This window comes from Luteibacter sp. UNC138MFCol5.1 (genome assembly GCF_900110505.1).
Taxonomy (GTDB): Bacteria; Pseudomonadota; Gammaproteobacteria; order Xanthomonadales; family Rhodanobacteraceae; genus Luteibacter.
In genome coordinates this window covers 544,214-561,791 of sequence record NZ_FODZ01000003.1, presented here as the reverse complement: position 1 = coordinate 561,791, position 17,578 = coordinate 544,214, and the positions used below count along the sequence as shown (strand labels likewise).

The 17,578-nt window shown below is 63.8% G+C and carries 15 protein-coding genes and 1 pseudogene; all 16 read right to left on the bottom strand.

All coding sequences use genetic code 11. The annotated features are described in order from the left end of the window. Positions 1–32: 32 nt before the first annotated feature. Positions 33–551 carry a hypothetical protein gene (locus tag BMY69_RS11085; RefSeq protein WP_090178000.1) on the bottom strand — a complete coding sequence of 173 codons (519 nt, stop codon included), beginning with the start codon at positions 549–551 and terminating at the stop codon, positions 33–35. Between the two features lie 25 nt (positions 552–576). Further along, on the bottom strand, positions 577–2,025 hold the full coding sequence (locus BMY69_RS11080) for an XVIPCD domain-containing protein (protein ID WP_143070460.1): 1,449 nt from the start codon (positions 2,023–2,025) through the stop codon (positions 577–579). Beyond that, complete coding sequence (locus BMY69_RS11075; protein ID WP_090177996.1) at positions 2,022–2,540, bottom strand: hypothetical protein; 519 nt, start codon at positions 2,538–2,540, stop codon at positions 2,022–2,024. The genes BMY69_RS11080 and BMY69_RS11075 overlap by 4 nt, the downstream gene beginning before the upstream one ends. 84 nt (positions 2,541–2,624) lie before the next feature. Further along, positions 2,625–4,196, bottom strand: a complete 1,572-nt coding sequence (locus BMY69_RS11070; RefSeq protein ID WP_143070459.1) for an XVIPCD domain-containing protein — start codon at positions 4,194–4,196, stop codon at positions 2,625–2,627. Beyond that, on the bottom strand, positions 4,193–4,903 hold the full coding sequence (locus BMY69_RS19365; protein ID WP_143070458.1) for a hypothetical protein: 711 nt from the start codon (positions 4,901–4,903) through the stop codon (positions 4,193–4,195). Before BMY69_RS19365 ends, BMY69_RS11070 begins: the two co-directional genes overlap by 4 nt. 12 nt (positions 4,904–4,915) lie before the next feature. Then, on the bottom strand, positions 4,916–5,236 hold the full coding sequence (locus BMY69_RS11060) for a hypothetical protein (protein WP_090177987.1): 321 nt from the start codon (positions 5,234–5,236) through the stop codon (positions 4,916–4,918). A gap of 53 nt (positions 5,237–5,289) precedes the next feature. Next, positions 5,290–6,405, bottom strand: coding sequence for an XVIPCD domain-containing protein (locus BMY69_RS11055; protein WP_218143158.1), 1,116 nt, complete (start codon positions 6,403–6,405; stop codon positions 5,290–5,292). 33 nt (positions 6,406–6,438) lie between these two features. Next, positions 6,439–6,918, bottom strand: a complete 480-nt coding sequence (locus BMY69_RS11050) for a hypothetical protein (protein WP_090177982.1) — start codon at positions 6,916–6,918, stop codon at positions 6,439–6,441. Between the two features lie 10 nt (positions 6,919–6,928). After that, a complete protein-coding gene (locus tag BMY69_RS11045) occupies positions 6,929–7,567 on the bottom strand; it encodes an XVIPCD domain-containing protein (protein WP_090177979.1) in 639 nt (212 codons plus the stop codon). Positions 7,568–9,896: 2,329 nt separating this feature from the next. Then, entirely contained in the window at positions 9,897–11,033 is a 1,137-nt protein-coding gene (locus BMY69_RS11025; protein WP_090177971.1) for a TrbL/VirB6 family protein, read from the bottom strand. A gap of 47 nt (positions 11,034–11,080) precedes the next feature. Beyond that, entirely contained in the window at positions 11,081–11,983 is a 903-nt protein-coding gene (locus tag BMY69_RS11020; protein ID WP_143070457.1) for a hypothetical protein, read from the bottom strand. A 30-nt stretch (positions 11,984–12,013) separates the two neighbouring features. After that, a complete protein-coding gene (locus BMY69_RS11015; protein WP_090177965.1) occupies positions 12,014–14,482 on the bottom strand; it encodes a VirB4 family type IV secretion/conjugal transfer ATPase in 2,469 nt (822 codons plus the stop codon). Positions 14,483–14,549: 67 nt separating this feature from the next. Beyond that, positions 14,550–14,858 carry a VirB3 family type IV secretion system protein gene (locus BMY69_RS11010; RefSeq protein ID WP_090177963.1) on the bottom strand — a complete coding sequence of 103 codons (309 nt, stop codon included), beginning with the start codon at positions 14,856–14,858 and terminating at the stop codon, positions 14,550–14,552. Next, entirely contained in the window at positions 14,851–15,273 is a 423-nt protein-coding gene (locus tag BMY69_RS11005) for a TrbC/VirB2 family protein (RefSeq protein ID WP_090177961.1), read from the bottom strand. Before BMY69_RS11005 ends, BMY69_RS11010 begins: the two co-directional genes overlap by 8 nt. A 757-nt stretch (positions 15,274–16,030) precedes the next feature. Beyond that, a pseudogene (locus BMY69_RS19925) lies at positions 16,031–16,495 on the bottom strand (lytic transglycosylase domain-containing protein); the annotation flags it as partial. A 39-nt stretch (positions 16,496–16,534) separates the two neighbouring features. Continuing rightward, positions 16,535–17,575 (bottom strand): P-type DNA transfer ATPase VirB11, encoded by a 1,041-nt coding sequence (gene virB11, locus BMY69_RS10995; protein ID WP_090177956.1) that lies wholly within the window; start codon positions 17,573–17,575, stop codon positions 16,535–16,537. Positions 17,576–17,578 lie beyond the last annotated feature (3 nt).

Genomic DNA, 17,578 nt, shown 5'->3' with positions numbered 1-17,578 from the left:
GAATGTCCTTATGCGCGCCTGGGTCGGCGCGATCAGCGTGTGGGGAGGCCGGTCTTTTCGATCACCGCGTCGCGCTTCAGTTTCAGCGTAGCGTCGATCAGGGCGTCGTCTCCGGTGTCGACGATGGCGCCCGACTGGCAGCTGCTGCGCTTCACAGGTTTCGCTTCGCCCTCCTTCAATACGACGAGGCCGCCTTCCTGCAGGTTGCTTGCGCCGGAGATCGAATAGACCACGTACTTGAATCCGGCGTTGGTGAACGCGTATGCGTAACCGCCGGTGCTACCGGCAAATCGGAGATGAGAACGCGTGAATTCGCCCATGGATGCCCCGGACGGGTAGATGAGTTCGGGGTGGGACGCGTCGCGCCCGTAGGCGTAGTAGAACCGGCCCTCATCATGGGCGAAGTCGCCGGCGGCGCAGATCGAAACGACCTTCGTGCTGCCCGCCAAAGGGCACGAGAACACGACCGCGTCGCCCTTCGCACACATGGTGGTGGACGCGAAGGTGGGCGCGGTAAGCAAGAGCAGGGCAATGGGCAGAATCGTTCGCATGGTCGATGTCCGGTATTCGTTCGTATCAGGCACGGCCGGGCATTGGCGCGGACGGCGAGGGTGGTGTCTGCTGGCGCTGCGCCTCGGCCATCTGACGCTGTTGTTCGGCGACGTTCCTCCAGGCCTCGGAGCTCTGCTCGACCGGGGTCTGCAAGGCCTGCACGGTGGGTACCTCGGTGACGCGCTTCAGCGGTGAATCCATGGGCCCCTGCACGGCGTAGAGGCGCGATGCGTCGGCGCTGAGGACGGCGTGATCGATGCGGTCCAGCCCATCGCGGCGCGCGGCTACCGTGAGCACGGCCGCGGCGTTGCCGCTGCGTTCGTCGGAGGCTCGCCCGTGCTGCGCGTCGAGCCGACCGATAGCGCCGTGAGCCTGCTCGAACAACGCGTGATCCGGGTGCGACGGGTGATCGATCCGCGGCACATCCTTCTTGTCGTGATCGAACCACGAACCCGGGTGCGTGATCGTGTCCCATGCACCGCGCGCCTTGTCGCCGATGGCATGCACGCCCTCGGCGATATCGTCCCTGACGTGCTCGAAGGTTTCCTTCACCTCGTGCGCGGCCTCGCCGATGGCGTGTTCCATGGTGTGCACGCCGTCGCGGACCGCGTGGGCCACGGAACGCCCCGCGTCGATGGCCCCCTCGATGGCGTGCTTCGGCACTTCCCACGGCGCGGAAAGACCCTCCCGTAGCGCCATGACGTCGCCGCGGTAGCGATCGATCATGGTGTCGTGCGCGCGGTACCTTGCCTGGTTCTCGGGGGAGATGATGCTCTGGCCCAGCAGCTTGCTGTCCGGGACGAAGTTATCGATCGCGTGCGCGTCGAAATCCGTCGCCTTGAGCGGGTTGCGCAAGCTGAGCGGTCCGCCGTCGTCGCGGTAGCCCGCCTTGCCGAGCGTATCGATATCCTGCTGCGCGGCGTAAACGCGCACCTCACCAAAGTGCGGGCTCGCGGCACTGACGAGGTCGCCGGCCCGTACGTGGTCGATGACCTGATTGCCACCATCGGGCACACCGAACAGACTGCCCGCGCCATAGGCGTTGAACGTTTCGCCACGCAGGCCGTACTTCGCGGCGTTGATCTCGGCGAGGGTGCCGCCGAGAGAGTGGCCGGTGACGGTTACTTGAATGGGCGCGGCCGAGCGCTTCGATTCGTTTTCTGCCCGCGCTATGACTCGTTGCGTGAACGCATCCGCGTCGCGCTGCTGGCCGTTGACGCCAAGCAGCACCATGCCTGCATCAATGCCGCCGTCGTGGACGGGTTCACGATCGAACTCCGTTCCGCGATAGGCGATCACGATCTCTTTCGTATCCTGCCGCTGGTACGCGGTTGCCTGAAAGCCCGTCCGCGGATTGTCCATCGTATCGATCGCGCTGTAGGTCACGCCCCCTAATTCAAATGGCTTGTCCAGAACAGGGGCATGGTAGGCATCCTGTGCCAGTAACGCGTAATCCGTCGAGCGGAGGCTCACGGCACCTTCTCCACGGTCTGCAACGTCACCGAGAACACGTCATCCGGCTTCTTGTACTCCTTGGCCGAAGAGGCGCCGATATCGATACGCCGCATGCTTCCGTCTTCATAGGAATCGTTGGCGAACCAGCGCGTCACGGCCCGGCCGGAGAACACGTCGTCCTTGAAGATGCTGGGGCTGAACGTGATAGGTTCGTGGATGAGGTTTCCCGTCACGCCAACCAGCGACCACCGGCAAACCCCTTGACCGAAATAATCCTCGTCGAGAAACCGGTCGGCGTAGAAGAACGCCTTGTAGACGTTGCCGCCCACATGTTCGAACGTCAGTGGCGCGTCGGCCTGCGGTTCCACCGTGGCGCCGCTGAACGGCGTCAATGGAACGCTGTTCGGATTGCTGACGTGGTAGTCCACATGCCCTTCGATCTTCTCGAAGGGACCCGGCGCCCCTTCCACCGTCATCGTGATCTCATAGCGCATCTTTGGATGAGGATTGAGCTTGATGTCCGGCTTGTTCATGGGTGCACCGTGGGCCTGAAGGGAAAGGGCGAATAGCGTGGCGAAGGGTAGGGCGAGTCGTCGTGACATGGCGCTCTCGTGCTCCTATCGGCTGAAACTCGGGCCGGCGTGGCCCTGTGTGGGTTCGTTGGGCATCTGAGCCAGGGCGGACGTGGCCGCCCTGGCCTGCATGTCGCGGTCGTCCGCCCGCTGCCACGCGGCGGTGCTCTGCGACACGGTGGTCGCGATGCCGAGTTCGGTGGCGACCGTCGCCACTTTCTTGTGCGGATCGCTGTCGCTGCCCTGCACGGCGAAGGCCCAGCTGGCATCCTTGCTCAGCTTGACGCTGTCGATATGCGACATCCCCTGCTCCCGTGCCGCGGCGGTCAGCGCGGCGGCGAGATTCGCGCTGAGCTGATCCGGCTGACGGCCCACCTGGGCGTCCAGCTTCTCCACGTCGAAAAGCGCGGTCCTGAACATGCCATAGGCAGGGTGGGCCGGCTCGTCGAGGCGTGCGTTCCGCCGTAGCGTGTCGTAGAGGTCTCCCCGATCCGTTAAAAGAGGCGATGTAAGCGGACTCGCATGAGCCGCGACGTGTGTCGCGTCGCTGAGCCGTTCGCCGATGCCGTTACCCACATCGCGCAGATCGTTCCCAAGGGCGCTGGCGCGCCCGGCGAGGTAGTCGTAAGTATGATCCGCCGCCGTCTGCGCGCCGTCGCCAAGCGCATGGCCGAAGCGTCCTGCCTCAGCGAAAACGTGGCCGGCACCGGAGGCGACGCCCAGGCCGAACGCTTCGGCACCGTGCTCCACGTGTCCGGCGGCGCGCATGACCGTGCGCTGGACCTCCCGGCCGATCGCATCCGGTACCTCCCAACTCAACGACGCGCGCTCCCGGATGAAATGGATGTCGGACCGGTACATGTCCACCAGCGATTGATTCGCTCGGTAACGAGCCTGCGACTCGGGCCCGAGGATCGATGCACCGTTGATGGCGTTGCCGTCGACGAAGTTATCGATGCCGTGCGCCGCGAAGTCGACCGACCTCACCGTGGTGAGGTGGCTCTGCCGCTCGTGCCCGGTGTAACCGGATAATTTCAGGCGGTCGATGTCGCTCTGCGTGGCGTAGACCTTCACCGTGCCGATGTGATCGGCCGCTGCGCAAACAGGATCGCCCGCGCGGCAGTGATTGACGATGCGGCCGCGGCTCTCGTGAAGGTCGGGATCGAGATTCTGGGCGCCGTACGCATTGAACGTGTGGCCGTCGAGGCCGAACTTCGCGGCGTTGAGCTGGGCCAGGGTGCCGCCGAGGGAGTGGCCGGTGACAGTGATCTGAGTTTCGCGCCCCTGCAGGCGATCAGCTGCGCGGACGTCGTCGATAACTTTCCTGGCGAACCGTTCCGACGCGTCGCGCTGCGGGTTAATGCCTGCAAGCACCATCGCTGCGTCAACGCCACCGTCTCGCATAGGCTCGCGGTCGAATTCTGTTCCACGAAAAGCAATGACGACCGTGGAATGATCACTGGTTCGATAGGCAGTGCCTTGAAAACCGGTGTGCGATGGTCTACTCACGGCGAAAACTTCAAAGGCATTTCCGTTCGCCTTTATCTGGTCTTCGACACCGCGTTCCTTGTACGAGTCGCTAGCAAGGTAAGCATAGTCGTTGGATGACAGGTTCACCTGGAGACCTCCAGGGCCTGCGCCTGAATCGTGAACAGGTTGCCTGGGTCATGATAGGTATCACGGCTCGTCGATCCGCTTTCCGTCAGCCCACCTGCGGGACCGGTTAGCCAAGCCCGCGAGTAATAACGGGTGCTGGGCCGCCCGGAATAGACGTCATCGGAAAACACAGCGGAGGAAAGTGCCTTCCCCGACACCTGCCCACGAAGGGTCGCGGCCACGAACGACCAGTGGCAGACGCCCATGCCAAAGTAATCCTCATCGCGGAGTGCGTCCGAAAACACGATGACTCGGTAGGTGCTTCGATTGAGCGCCGTGACCTCGAGCGGCAAGGTCTTGATTGGCGCCTTCTTTACCCCGGAAACCGGGACCATTGGCACGCAGGCCTCATTGGAGACCTGATAATTTCCTTGTGCCTCGATCTGTTCGAGTACTACCGCCGGATCATCGATGGTGAAGGTTAGTTCGTACCTCATCGAGGCGTGAGGATTGAGCTGTATGTTCGGATCCACGTTTCCACCACAAGCTGCAAGTGAGAGAAACAGGCCAGGGACGGTGACCTGCACGAAACGCCGCAATAGTCCTTTCAGGACAGAGCGGCGTGGTGCGATCGGGACGTATCGCGTTATGAGTGCATCGACGTGAACCGGTCGCCCGTCCGAAGGCGGGTTCGAGTCGGCGATACTGGGAATGTCGTTAAGTTGCATCGGTTTACGACGTCAGTGCATGAAGGGTGCCTGTTCGCCCGTGCCCATGCCTTTCCAGCCACCCTGGCCAACGCCGGTGCAGATGGCGAACCACTCTGCCTTCGACGCGTAGTCATCCGGAGTCCAGGGCCTCCCGTACGGCGCGTTAGGCGGATCGCACGTGGGGTCCTCGAAGATCATGCCGGATGCGGCGGAAATGGGCCACCAGCACTTCGCGGGGTTCAGCTGTCCGTAGGTGCAAAAGACAAACGGATCGTTCGAGCGGTACGAAATGGCTTGCGCAGCGACGTTTGCACTGCAAAAGCAGGCGGCCAGGAGTATCCAGCGTTTCATATCAAGTCCTTGTGCTAAATCGTTCTGTCTTCGATGTCTAAGAAGGGTGGTGATCAGCTGCCCGGCACGGAGCGGGACTGTTGCTGCGCTTGCTGATGCTGTAGTTGCTGGGCTTGCGCTTCCGCCTGCCCCTGCTGCTGGGCAGTGTTCTGCCACGCCTGCGAGCTCTCGGCCACGGGCGTCGCGACCGCCTTCGCCACGTCGACTTCGGCGACCTTCTTGAACGGCGAATCCGCCTCGCCCTGCATGGCGTATGCGCGGCGGCCGTCGTCGCTCAGGGCGACGTGGTCGATGCGCTGCAACCCCTGCTTTTGCGCCTCCGCGGTGAGCGCGGCGGCGAGGCGTTCGCTACGCTCGTCCGGCGCGCGCTGATGCGCGGCATCGATGCGATGCACGCCGTCGCGCGCTTGCGTGTAGTGGGCGTTGCCGGGGTGGGACGCGTGATCGAGCGCGGCGGGCTTATGCGCCTGGGCCTTCTGCAGAGCCTCGGTCGTACGGGGGCCCACGATGCCGTCGGGTTTCAGACCGTGTTCGCGCTGGAACGATTCGACGGCTTCCTTCGTATGCGCACCAAAGCGGCCATCGGGGGCGAGAGCATGACCCTGGGCATCGCGGATGCCGAGGGCATTGAGGCGTTCCTGCAGCGTCTGGACGTCGGCGCCGCGTGCGTCCTGATGCAGCACCCGGCCTTCATGGTGCGCCGGCGACGTGGCGTGAGATGTCGATGCGGCGCCATGACCGACGCGCGGCGCCTCGCGATCGCGCCAGAAGGTCTCGGGATTGATGGCTTGCCCCTGGGCGTCCTTCATCTGGTAGTGCACGTGCTGGGCGTACTGGGTCGCGCCGTCGGGGCCCCTGCCTCCCATGCGGCCGATCTCGTCGCCGGGTTCGAGGTGCTGGCCGATCTTCACCGACTGCGACTGCGTATGCAGGATCTCGTGGCTGTTGCCCTGCGCGTCGCGAATCTTGATCGTGCCGTACTGACCGCCGACGAACGTGACTTCACCGGCCACCGGCGAGTGCACGGTGGGGTGGGTGAGGTTGAGCCCGGCCTGACCGCCTTCGTAGTTGAAGTCGGAACCACCGTGCGGGCCCTTGGCGCGCTGCTCGCCGTAGTGGCCCGTGATGTGGGCGTTGTGGCCTCCCTGATGAGGGAGGATCACATTCATGACGTCCTGATAGGGCATGGTCGTGCCTCCGGTTCAGAGCGAATCGTCTTTGACGCGATACAGGTGCCAGCAGTCGTCCTTCCGGAAGAAGAACGTCGTCTGGTAGTCGGTGTCCGGCTTCGTGAGCTTGATCGATACCTCGGTGGGGCTGATCTCGGTGCGCGTCGCCACGAGGCCGTCCTTCGTCTGCCGAGCGCTGTCCGGCATGACGGGGAAAGTGACGGCACCCTTGGCGAGCATCTTCGTCACGGGCCGCGGCTCGGGATCGGCGTTGGGGTCCACCGAGTCGCTTTGCAGCGGATCGGTCACGGCGTTCTTCTGTACCGCGACGTCGTTCTCGAAGGCAGTGAGGAACGCGTCGAAGGTGGCGGGGCAGGTCGACGCCCCGCTGGCCGATGAAGCGGCCGAATCCGCGGTCACCGGCGCTGGCACTGTGGGTGCGGGCGGCGTGGCGTCGCAACCGACGAGGAGGAAGCCGGCGGCGAGGATCCATGGAGCGACGTACTTGGTCATCGTGCGATTCCTAAGGCGTGTGGGGCGTATGCGGTGCAAGCTGGGTGGCGGTCGTATCCTGCATCGGGTCCGCGACCCTGGATGCGGCCACGGTGGCCATCGCCTGCGAGCTGGACGCGAGGCTCGTCGCGACGGCCTCGCTCGTCGTCACCTGGGCAACCTGCTTGTGCGGCGACTGAAGCTCTCCCTGGATGGCGAAGGCCTGGCTCGCGTCGTGGCTCAGGGCCACATGGTCCACGCGATCCATGCCCTCCCGATGCGCGGCTACGGCAAGCGCGCCGGCGAGATTCTCGCTGCGCTCGTCGGGCGCCCGACCATGCTCGGCGTCGAGGCGATGCACGGCATCGCGCGTTTGCCGGAAAAGCGCATGCTGCGGGTGCTCCGGCTGACTCAGCAGCGGCTCATAGCCGCCGATGTGGGCGCCGTGCGGGTGGCAATGATGATGGCGCCTCCGCCGTCCCGCCTCGATCTGATCGATCGCATGTTCGATCGCGTTGATCGTGTTCCGGTTAGCGGTGTCGTCGGGCGCGGTGTCGTCGGGAAGTCGCGCACGGGCAGGGCGCGATTTCGTGCCTGTCGCGACCTTCGTGTCCTTGTCCGGACGAACCTTCGACAGGAGGTCGGTGAACGTTTTTGATTCTTTCGTCATCACGTTGCTCCGTGCGAGTTGCTTATCACGTTCATGTCGACGCCGCTTCTTATGCCCATAAAGGGATCGCAGTGCCCAGATCCGACTTGCTTGCCGGCCGCTCCGGCTTGACGATGCCCTACAGTGAATATGCGTCGAAGTGACGGATGAGCCGGGAAGAATCTGGTGATCACTGGCGGTGCGCTGATGATCATGGTGGTGAGCAGGAGGCCGCGGCCGCCTTGCTGGAGGGCCATGCTGTCCATCCGGTGGCCCAGGTTGATACGCTCGAACGGTGAGTATGCGTTAAGGGTGCCCCGAAAGAGGCCGGCGGCATTGGCAGCGTGCTAACGATCATGGTGGTGCGCACCGCGTCACTGCAGCCGCTTGGCCACACTGCAACCGCTGTAGACCACCCGGCACCCGTTCATATTCCGTTTGCACTCTTCCATCGCATCGTCCTGCGCTCCATTCTCTGTCGGGTTCCTGGCGACGCGTCCTCCTGCTTTTCCCCACGCAACCGCGGCGCACTGATTCCGGTATGTCATCACAATCTTGCAACCGCTCGCGCCTTTCAGTCCACAATCGTGCAGTGCTGCGCGTTCTGCATCCTCTCGGCTTCGCCTGCCTGTGATGGTTCCTGCTTGGCCAGTGTCGTCGTCGATGGCGATTGAACCCCAAGAATCTGCCCAGGCAGGCTGAGGAACGGGCGGCGCCGATTGTTCCCCATATGGGTTATAGCCAGGCATGCCGTCTGCATCTGGTGGCACACAATTCCCGCCACCAGTATTGACGCCGGTGGCACATTGCGGCGAAGCCACCACCGTGACTGCCACTAGCCCGGCTATAACAGCGAGTACGTGCGTGAGGATTATTACCTTCATAGATATGTCCTACAGTTTCTTCGTTACGTCTGCTGTGGTTCAAAAGACGACGCGCCGTTGTGGGACTGTGGGTGTTCGGGACGGACCCGCCAGCAGAAACAGGAGACTGTGAGACTTTCTTATTGCAGGCGCTTTGGGAGGCTGCAGTTCGAATAGACGACTCGACATCCCTGACCGGTGCGAGAACATGCTCGGACCGCCCGTTGAGATGCGGCCTCTAGGGTGCCTTCATTTGCGACTCCGTAGGACTCATCGCCCCAGACGACGGCAGCACATTGATCTCCACAAGCGACTTGCAGTTCACAATTCGGGGCGCCCGTGGCCTTGCATTCCTCCATCGCTGCGCGAATTGCGTCGCTCTTGCTCGCTCTCCCGGACGAAACTCCTTTCGCACTGTTCTTTGCGTCGAGAACAATCGCGCCCCACGCATTTGCCCACACGACCGGCGGCGGCTCAGCGACTGCGGTACCTTGACCCTGATATTCCGGCATCCCGTCAGCATCCGGAGGAATGCAGTTTCCTGCTCCAGTGTTGACGCCGGTGGCGCATTGCGCAACGGAAATTGGGCTTACTAGACTGAATGCGAGTGCGGCTAGCCAGATGTGGGGCCTGTTCATTTCGTCTCTCGCTCCTTCCGAGGTATCCCAACGTTGCTTTGTTGGTAGTCCGATGTCGACATTGCAGGGCCAGTCGCCTGAGAGAATGGATCGGGCGCGCCAGAGCTCTGGCCGTTCCTGTCGCCATGTTGACCAAGCTCCACCGGGGGGCGGCGTATAACTTGGCGACCCCTGCGACCCATAGCCACCACCACGCCCACCCGGCGGCTCAGGCTTGATATGCCCAAAGGGCGAGTATGCGTTGAACTGGCCGAACCTACCCTAGAAGAAAGCGGCAGCCATCGGCGGTGCGCTGATGATCATGGTGGTGAGCAGTAGGCCGCGGCCGCCAATGTCTATTCCTTCACTGGACGCGAACCGGCTTGCTGCATCCGCTGTAGACAACCTTGCAGTTGGAGCCGCCATGCGTACAAAATTTTAGTGCTTCTGATCGTGCGGCTTCCTCACTGTTGTCACTTGCAGTGCCTCGTACGCCCTTACCCCAAGCGAGAGCAGCGCAGCTGTTGTAGTACTGAAGCGCTACAGCGCACTGCCTCGCGCCGCGAGCTTCGCAGTCGCGAGTCGCCGCTTGAATAGCATCCGATTTGGACGGTCGTGCCGATGAGAGTCCGACATCGCCGGAGGTGTCATCAATGACGATTGCACCCCACCGATCTTGCCAGATTGGCACGGGTTCGGGAGGACCCTGTTCCGGCTGATATCCAGGCATGCCTGGCGCATCGGGGGGGATGCAATTCCCGCCACCGGTGTTCACACCAGTCGCGCATTGGGCGACCGCGCTGGTGGTTATAAACGCCATACAGGCCAGGAGTGCGCCAGCTAGGATCTTCATGAGTGTTATCTGTCTCTTCAAAACGACTTGTACTTCTTTTCGTCGGGTTGTGGTTCGTACGAAGCGCCACCGCCGCCCGCGGTGTTAATCGATGGACCGTCCGTCGTCTGGGCTGTCCGACCCTGCGGCGGTGTTCCGCTAGGAGGCGTGTAGCTAGGCGACCCCGGCGGCCCATACCCACCACGCCCACCCTGCGGCTCAGGCTTGATATGCCCGAACGGCGAGTACGCATTGAATTGTCCAAGGGTGCCCTGGAAGAAGGCGGCGGCCATCGGCGGTGCGCTGATGATCATGGTGGTGAGCAGGAGGCCGAGGCCGCCTTGCTGGAGGGCCATGCTGTTGATGCCATCGGTGCTGCCTGCGCCGGCGACGCCGGGCATGGCCAGCAGGTACTTGACGGCGAACGCCGCGGTGACGGCGGCGAGCATCTTCATGGCGATCGTGACCATGACGCTGAGGACCGCCAGTGAGAATACCGTGCCGATGCCGTAGAGCAGCCATTTGTGGAACAGCTGCTTCGTCGAATCGAAGAGCAGGCACATGATGAAGATCGGACCGAAGCCGATGAAGAGGGCGAGGGCGATCTTGTTGAGCAGGAGCATGGCGCCCGCGATCACGCTAGGGCCGGCGATGCCGATGCCGGTGAACCAGCGGTCGCGGTCCTTGGCATCCTTCGCTTCCTGATTACCGCCGGTGTCGATGGCATCGATGGTGCCCATCGCGAGTTCCATGCCGGCCAGGTTGTTGTCGATGTGCTTGAACGGGCTACCGTCCTCGCCGGTGACGTACTGGGCGATGGTCGTCGACATGCCGTCGGTCAACGTCCAGTAGATCGGCGACGACGAATAGGCGACGCTGGTGGCGATGAACACCACGAGGGTCGCTTTCAGCGAGTCGCCGACGAGCACCATCATCGGTTGCTTCGACTGACCGGTGACGATGCGGTAGCCCTGGAACATGATCCAGATGGTCAGCACCGTCACGGCGACGAAGCCGATGATCGTGGCGGAGCTGGACAGCAGCCGCCATTGCATGATGTCGATTTCTTCGCGCAGGAAGCTGTTGATCGTCTGGAAGAAGACGAACTGCGTCACCGTGTCCAGCAGGTCGGTAGGCCCGGCGAGCGCGAAGTGATCGAGGAATTGGGTAGACATGTCAGCCATGACGTCGAGTCCCGTGCAGCGATTCGTGTCGGCGAGTATCAGAAGCCATTGGATTCACCGATCTTCAGCGTCTGCATGCCGCTCGGACGGTCGCTCTGCACCCCGTCGAGCGCACCCTTCAGCGCCACGCCCGTGGCGAGGCCGCTCAGCGCGGTGCCGATGTTCACGTTGCCGATGCCAGGGAGCTGGATGCTCCCCCATTGATCGGGTGTCTTTCCCGTAGCGGCCGCGTTGGCGGCCAGCGTCTGCTGCGAACGCAGGTAACGCAGGTTGGCCTCGTACGCGTAGTTGACCGTCTGCATCTGCTGCTGGTCGAGGGCGATGAGGTTGTACAGCGCGGTGAGCTTGTTCGTGTTGTCTTCCAGCTTGCCGAACTGGCTCGGGTCGTCCGGCTGGATGCCCTCGCGCTCCTTGAGGAGTTCGCGAAGCATCGCGTCGCGCGTCGCGGTGTTCTTGTACATGGTGAGCATGTACTGGTACTGCGCGTTCTCGAGGTCGACGATGAGCTTGCAATTGGCCTGCTGCGGTTCGGCCACGGCGTCGCAACGCTTGCCATCGTCGAGCTTCGTGCTGTCGGCGGGCAGGTTCTTCTCGGGATCCTTCACGCGCGGGCCGGGCTGGGTGTCCTTGTACTCGCCGATCTTGAGTTTCTGGTTGATGGCGTTGAGATTGGCGTTCATCGTCTTGCCATCGCCGTCGGTCGTCTTGCCGAGTACCTGATTCATGTACTCGGCCTGCTGCTTGATGTTCTGCGCCTCGGTCACCGTGTTGCTCGTGTTCGTCTGGATCTTTTCCAGAGTCGTGTTCGCGGCGGCGTCGTTCACCTGCCATTGCGCGTGCGCGGCGGGGGCGCCGAGGGCGAGACCGAGCACCAGGGTCGCGACACCGAGCAGGCGGCGCGTCGGGGAGGACAGGCGGCGGGTGGGGGTCGTAGGCATCATGAGGGTTTCCATCGTCAGTTCATTCCTGCGTCAACGCGCGGCCGATCGGGCCGATCGCGTCGTCGGGGAAACGGGGGCGGGCTTCTTGCCACTGCCCTTGCGGTTTTCGTAAAAGCTCGGCAGCCACTGGTCGGGCAGGAGGTTGTCCGGCGTCGTCTGGTGATCCTCGGCCTGCCGGGCGATCACCTCGTGCATGATCTCGATGTTGTCCGTGGAGGCCGAGATCACGGCCAGGGCATCGTCCATGCCGCGCAGGTTGAGCTGGCAGACGGCGGATGCGTGGCCCTGCTTGACCAGGAAGCGGCGCGAGCGCTCGTCGAGGCTGACCACGACGTTGTACTCGGCTTCGGTGAGCTTCAGGCCGTCGACGTAGTCCTCGCGGCTGGCGTTCGGGTTGGGGAGCAGGATCATGGTGGCGGTCTGCTCGATCAGGGCCGCGGAGATGTCGCTCGCGAGGGCGTCCTCCGGGCTCTGCGTGGCGAAGATGCCCATGCCGTTCTGCTTACGGATGGTCTTCTGTTTGTTCTTGGCGAACTCCTTCAGACCACCCTTGCCGTCGAGGATCTTCCAGAACTCGTCCATCACGTAGATGAGGCGCCGGCCGTCGATCAGCGCTTCCAGTCGGTGCAACAGATAGTTGATGACCGGGGCGCGTACTTCGGGGTTGTCGATGATGTCGGTGTAATCGAAGCCGATGATGTTGGCGCGGCTCAGGTCCACCGTGTCGCGCGGGTTGTCGAACACCCAGCCCAGCGAATTGCCGGCCGTCCACTTGCGCATGCGGATGAACAGGCCGTCGTCGCCTAGGTTCGGCAGGCTCTTCTGGAAGTTCGTCATGTTGCGCAGGTGCATCGGCGTGTCGAGGATGTTCTCGACCGCGCGGAAGATGTCTTCTTCCTCGCGCGAGCTGTAGACGCTCTTGCCGGCGAGCACCTTGACGAGGTCGGCCAGGAACTGGACGTTCTCTTCGGTGCGCTCGCACTGGAACGGGTTGAAGCCGGTGGGCTTGCCGTTTTCCAGGGCGAGGTAGTTGCCACCGCACGCGCGCACGAAGATCTCCGCGCCGCGATCCTTGTCGAAGAAGAAGATCGTCGGCGCCGGGTCGAGCTTCTGCACCTGGCTGAGCAGGAAGTTGATCAGGGCCGTCTTACCCGTGCCGGACTTGCCGATGACCATCGTATTGGCGATCGCCTTCTCGCCGTACGAGTTTTCGGCCGGGTGGGTGGCATGGAAGTTGAAGTAATAGGGCTGCCCATTCGTGGTCTGCAGCGTGGTGACGCAGTCGCCCCAGGGATTGTTGGCCTTCTTGCCCGTGGCGAAGTTGTGCAGCGGCGAGAGGCCGAGGAAGTTGAGCGAGCTGACGTTGGCCAGGCGCGTGCGGTACTTCCAGTTGCCCGGGAACTGCGCATAGAAAGCGGAGGTGACGGCGAGGTCTTCCTTCACCGACACGAAGCCGGCATTCGACAGCTCGGCGCGGGTGGCCGCGATCTGCTGCGAGAGGTTGGCCTGCTCGGTCGCGTACACCGCCATGCTGAAATGGTACTCGCCCAGGACGAAGTTGCCCGAGGCCAGCTGGTCCATGGCGTGGTCCATTTCGATGATCTGGCTGACGGCCTTGTCGCCCGAGGAGATCATCATGCCCTTGGTACGTTCCAGCGCCTTGAGCGCGTCCTGGCGGCCCATGGGGCTGAACGAGTGCGTGATGACGTACTCGAAGTCCAGGTACTTCAGGCCGTTGAGAATGCCGGGGTAGGTGCCCTCGACGTATTCCTTGATGTTCAGGATGGCGCCGAAGTGGTTGACGCCGTTGGGCGTGGTCAGGACGAAGTCACCTGTCTTGGACGAGAAGCGCTGGCGGCTGACCGGCAGGTAGTCCTTCACGGCCGCGCTCAGCACCGGAACGGGCTCGTCGATGCGGTTGAGGATGTAGCCGTAGAGCTCGAGCACCTCGGAGAACACGATGCCGTTCGGCGCCTCGTACATGCCGAGGCGGTTGGGGGCGTAATCCTTGAGGACGGCTTCGACGTTACCGGCGAGCTCGAGGATGGTGTTGATCGACTGCGATTGCTCGGCCTGCAGGCGCTCGACGTTCGACGATTTCTCGACGAACCGCTTACCCGAGACGACGGGGCGGTAGATCATCGTCAGGTAGAGCTCGTTCTGCATGAGCTTCTGGCTGGTCAACGACTCGTAATACGCGTCCGAAAGCTCCTGATTGAAGCGGTGCTCGAATCTGCTGCGGTCCTTGACGCCCCGGCGGCGACGGATGTCGTGGACCCAGAACGCGACGTTGACGAAGTCCGGCGCGCGCAGCGTCTGCAGCATGCGGTTGAAGGTGTTGTGGCGATGCTCGAGCTCCCACTCCTCGCGTCCGACGAACGGCAGGCCGCCGAGCCGCCAGACGAGCATGAAGTCGCCACCGGTCGTCTTGACGACGGTCGGCGAGACGTGGGTCGATAACGGGATGAATTCGGCTATGCCGGCATCTGGACTGAACATCGCTGTGTCTACCGTGTGACGCGCTTGGAAAGGCCCTGGCAGCGAGCTGCCAGGGCGTGGGCCGTGCCTACCGTTTCGCCTTGCCTGGCTCGCGATAGTTGTTGGGTGAGAACACCCAGGTGCCATCATGTTCCTGCAGGTTCCGGACGCGGGTCCGGAACTGCAGGCGCAGTCCCAGCAGCCGGAAGATCATCTCGTCGCGACGGGCCATCTGGCGCATCACGAAGACGCTGATCGGGATCCACAGCAGGAACCACATGTTGAAATACATCGCCATCAGCAAGCCGCTGCCCGCTCCCATGAAAAACGGGATATAGGGCACGCCCATGAACATGGGCGGACGCGTGCAGCCGCGGAAGAGCGGATTCTTAAGCATGGATCTGCAGCAGGTGCAGGGCGGACTGCATCGCGTCGATCATGAACGCGCCGCTGGTCGACTTGCACTCGGTCGCACCGCCGTTGCCGCCGACGACCATCTTCGCCACCTGGGCCGCCGCACCGATCAGCACGCCGCCGACGAGGGCGGGCGCGACGTCGGCGATGCGCTTGTGGGCGAACGCGATCTGATAGCCGGAGAAGATCACGGCGATGGTCACGACCACGATCGAGGCGGCATTGAGCAGCGAGTTGATGTTCTCGAAGAAGCCGCAGACCTTCTTCGACGTTTCCGTGACGTCCTGCGCGAAGCCGATCGTCGGCAGGAAGAGGACGGTGGCGACCATCATCATGAGCACCATCTTGTTCAGCGATGCGCGATCGGTCGTGAGGCTGGGCGTGTTCAACAGGGCCATCTCGTAGTTCCTTGGTGTGTTGCTGGGCTGGTGACGACCGCCGCGAGCGGTCGCGTTGAGAACGGCTACGCGTGTGGTAGCCGGTGCTGCATCGACCGCGCCGGCGGGGCGGCGGAGGTCAGAAAACGAAGGCGCCATCGCGGCCTCCCTGGCGTAGGTCCGCCGCGTCGCCCGCCGGTGCGGCCGGGGCGGTCATCGGCGCTACCGCCGACGGCGCGGGGTCGTTGGGACCGCGAACCTGCGGCTGGAATACGCCATCGGCGGGTCCGCTGCCGGTCGCGTTGGCGGAGATGCCGATCTGGGACATCGCGGCGGCGGTGGCCGGGTCCGTGGCGATGCGACCCGGGCCCGCGACCGCGTTGCCCGCGGGGAGTCGGGCGCCGATCTGCGACATGACGGCCGCGGTGGCCGGATCGGTCGGAATGCGCCCCGGCGGGGGCTGCCCGTCGTAGCCGCCACCGATGGCCGGCGTCGCGAGGCCGCCCGCAACCGCGGGCAAGGCGTTCTGCGCGGCTTCGATCGCCTGGGCGATGGAGGCGGCGTCCGGCAGGGGCTCACCGATCATGGCATTGGGCGACGGGCCGGCCGTGCGCGACGGTGCCGGGGTGACCGCCTTGCCGACCGCCGGACCGAGTGAAGCCGCCATGGCGGCATCGGCGACGCTACGCATGGCGACGCGGTAGGCGCCACTGTCGCCGGCCGGGACGCCCGTGTTGCGCGAGGGCGTCGCTCCGGCGACGGTGCCCGCCGCGAGCGGGATGGGGATCGCGTTCGTGGCGAGTGCCGACTGGCGCGCCATCGATTCGAAGATCTTCTGGACGTAGCCGTCGTTGTAACCGGTGGTGAAGTTGCCCGAGTAGTAGCAGCTGAAGGCCTTGCCCCAGTCGCCACCGGCACTGGCGTAGCACTGCGCGAGGATCTGCGAGCCCGCGACCAGGTTGGGGCAGACGTCGAACGCCTTTTCGAAGGTGTCCAGGCCGTATCGACCGAGGTTGTTACGGTTGACCTGCGCGACCCCGAGGGAATAGTTGTAGCCCTTCGACTCGAGCATCTGCGCGGTGGCCACGGCTTCGCCGAGGTTCTGCGGCTGGCGCACGAGCTGGCCACCCACGACGCCGATGGCGTACGGGTTGCGCGAGGACTCCACGTTGACGACGTGCTGCATCACCTCGGCGGGGACCGCGAGGTTGGGGCACGCCATCATTTCCATACCAGGTAACAACGTCACCACTCCTTCTCGTAAGCCGACGCGTCGCTCGGATCAGGTGCCGGATGCGGCGAACGCACGGGCGGGGTTGAAGTCGATGCCGGTGATGTGCCGGCGGCCTGCGTGCGCCTTGATGTGCACCACGATGTCGATGGTCAGCATGAGGAGCCGCTTGATCGTCGCGAATTCGAGCCCGGCGCCTTCGGTCGATGCCTTGACCATCAGGCCGAGCTGGTCCCACGTCTGCTCCACGCTGCCGGCGTGGCAGCTGGTGATCGAGCCGGGATGGCCCGAGGCGCAGTTGCGGATGAAGTAGAACGATTCGTCGCCGCGAAGCTCGGCCAGGATGATGCGGTCCGGCTTCATGCGCAGGCATGCCTCCATGCAACTCTTGGCCGTGACGTTGCTCGTGCTCTGGCCGCCCTTCGAATAGAGCAGGTGCACGACGTTGGGCTGGTCGATGAAGAGCTCGCGCGCGTCCTCGATGGTGACGAGGCGCTCTTCGTCGGGAATGTGCCCGACGAGGGACTTCATGAAGGTGGTCTTGCCGCTGCCGGTGGCGCCGGCGACGACGATGTTCTTCTTGCTCAGCACGGCATGCCGGAAGAAGTCGGCGTAACGCCGTTCCGCGCGCAGCTCCAGCAGCTCCTTGTCCGCGTCGCTGAGCGTGTTGGCGCCTTCGAGGATCTGATCGAAGAAGCCGTCCTCCTGGTACTGCGCCAGGCTCTTGCTCTGGCGCGATGGGAGGCGGATGGTGATGGAGACACGTCCCGCCTCGCACGCCGGTGGAATCACGAACTGCGCGCGCTGTCCGGTCGGAAACGTCAGCGACACGACGGGGTCGACATCGGTGATGCGCTGTCCGGTGTTGCTCTCGTTGACCACGGCCGTGCAGAACTGCCGGGCGCGCTCGTACGTGAGCGACGGCACCTCGACGCGGTGCCACGCACCTTTGCGTTCCAGGTAGAGCTCACCCGGCTTGTTGATGCAGATCTCCGTGACGTCGGACGACGACAGGTAGTCCCGGATGCCCAGCACTTCGTACTGGTAGTCCAGGAAGTCGTTTCCGACGGCGGCGAGGGCGGGTGCGTTCATGCG

What these genes read in the sequence shown, in the direction of transcription:
- BMY69_RS11085 (WP_090178000.1), bottom strand. Translation starts at nt 551, where the DNA reads ATGCGAACGATTCTGCCCATTGCCCTGCTCTTGCTTACCGCGCCCACC.
- BMY69_RS11075 (WP_090177996.1), bottom strand. Translation starts at nt 2,540, where the DNA reads ATGAACAAGCCGGACATCAAGCTCAATCCTCATCCAAAGATGCGCTAT.
- BMY69_RS19365 (WP_143070458.1), bottom strand. Translation starts at nt 4,903, where the DNA reads ATGCAACTTAACGACATTCCCAGTATCGCCGACTCGAACCCGCCTTCG.
- BMY69_RS11060 (WP_090177987.1), bottom strand. Translation starts at nt 5,236, where the DNA reads ATGAAACGCTGGATACTCCTGGCCGCCTGCTTTTGCAGTGCAAACGTC.
- BMY69_RS11055 (WP_218143158.1), bottom strand. Translation starts at nt 6,405, where the DNA reads ATGAATGTGATCCTCCCTCATCAGGGAGGCCACAACGCCCACATCACG.
- BMY69_RS11050 (WP_090177982.1), bottom strand. Translation starts at nt 6,918, where the DNA reads ATGACCAAGTACGTCGCTCCATGGATCCTCGCCGCCGGCTTCCTCCTC.
- BMY69_RS11045 (WP_090177979.1), bottom strand. Translation starts at nt 7,567, where the DNA reads ATGACGAAAGAATCAAAAACGTTCACCGACCTCCTGTCGAAGGTTCGT.
- BMY69_RS11025 (WP_090177971.1), bottom strand. Translation starts at nt 11,033, where the DNA reads ATGTCTACCCAATTCCTCGATCACTTCGCGCTCGCCGGGCCTACCGAC.
- BMY69_RS11020 (WP_143070457.1), bottom strand. Translation starts at nt 11,983, where the DNA reads ATGATGCCTACGACCCCCACCCGCCGCCTGTCCTCCCCGACGCGCCGC.
- BMY69_RS11015 (WP_090177965.1), bottom strand. Translation starts at nt 14,482, where the DNA reads ATGTTCAGTCCAGATGCCGGCATAGCCGAATTCATCCCGTTATCGACC.
- BMY69_RS11010 (WP_090177963.1), bottom strand. Translation starts at nt 14,858, where the DNA reads ATGCTTAAGAATCCGCTCTTCCGCGGCTGCACGCGTCCGCCCATGTTC.
- BMY69_RS11005 (WP_090177961.1), bottom strand. Translation starts at nt 15,273, where the DNA reads ATGGCCCTGTTGAACACGCCCAGCCTCACGACCGATCGCGCATCGCTG.
- virB11 (WP_090177956.1), bottom strand. Translation starts at nt 17,575, where the DNA reads ATGAACGCACCCGCCCTCGCCGCCGTCGGAAACGACTTCCTGGACTAC.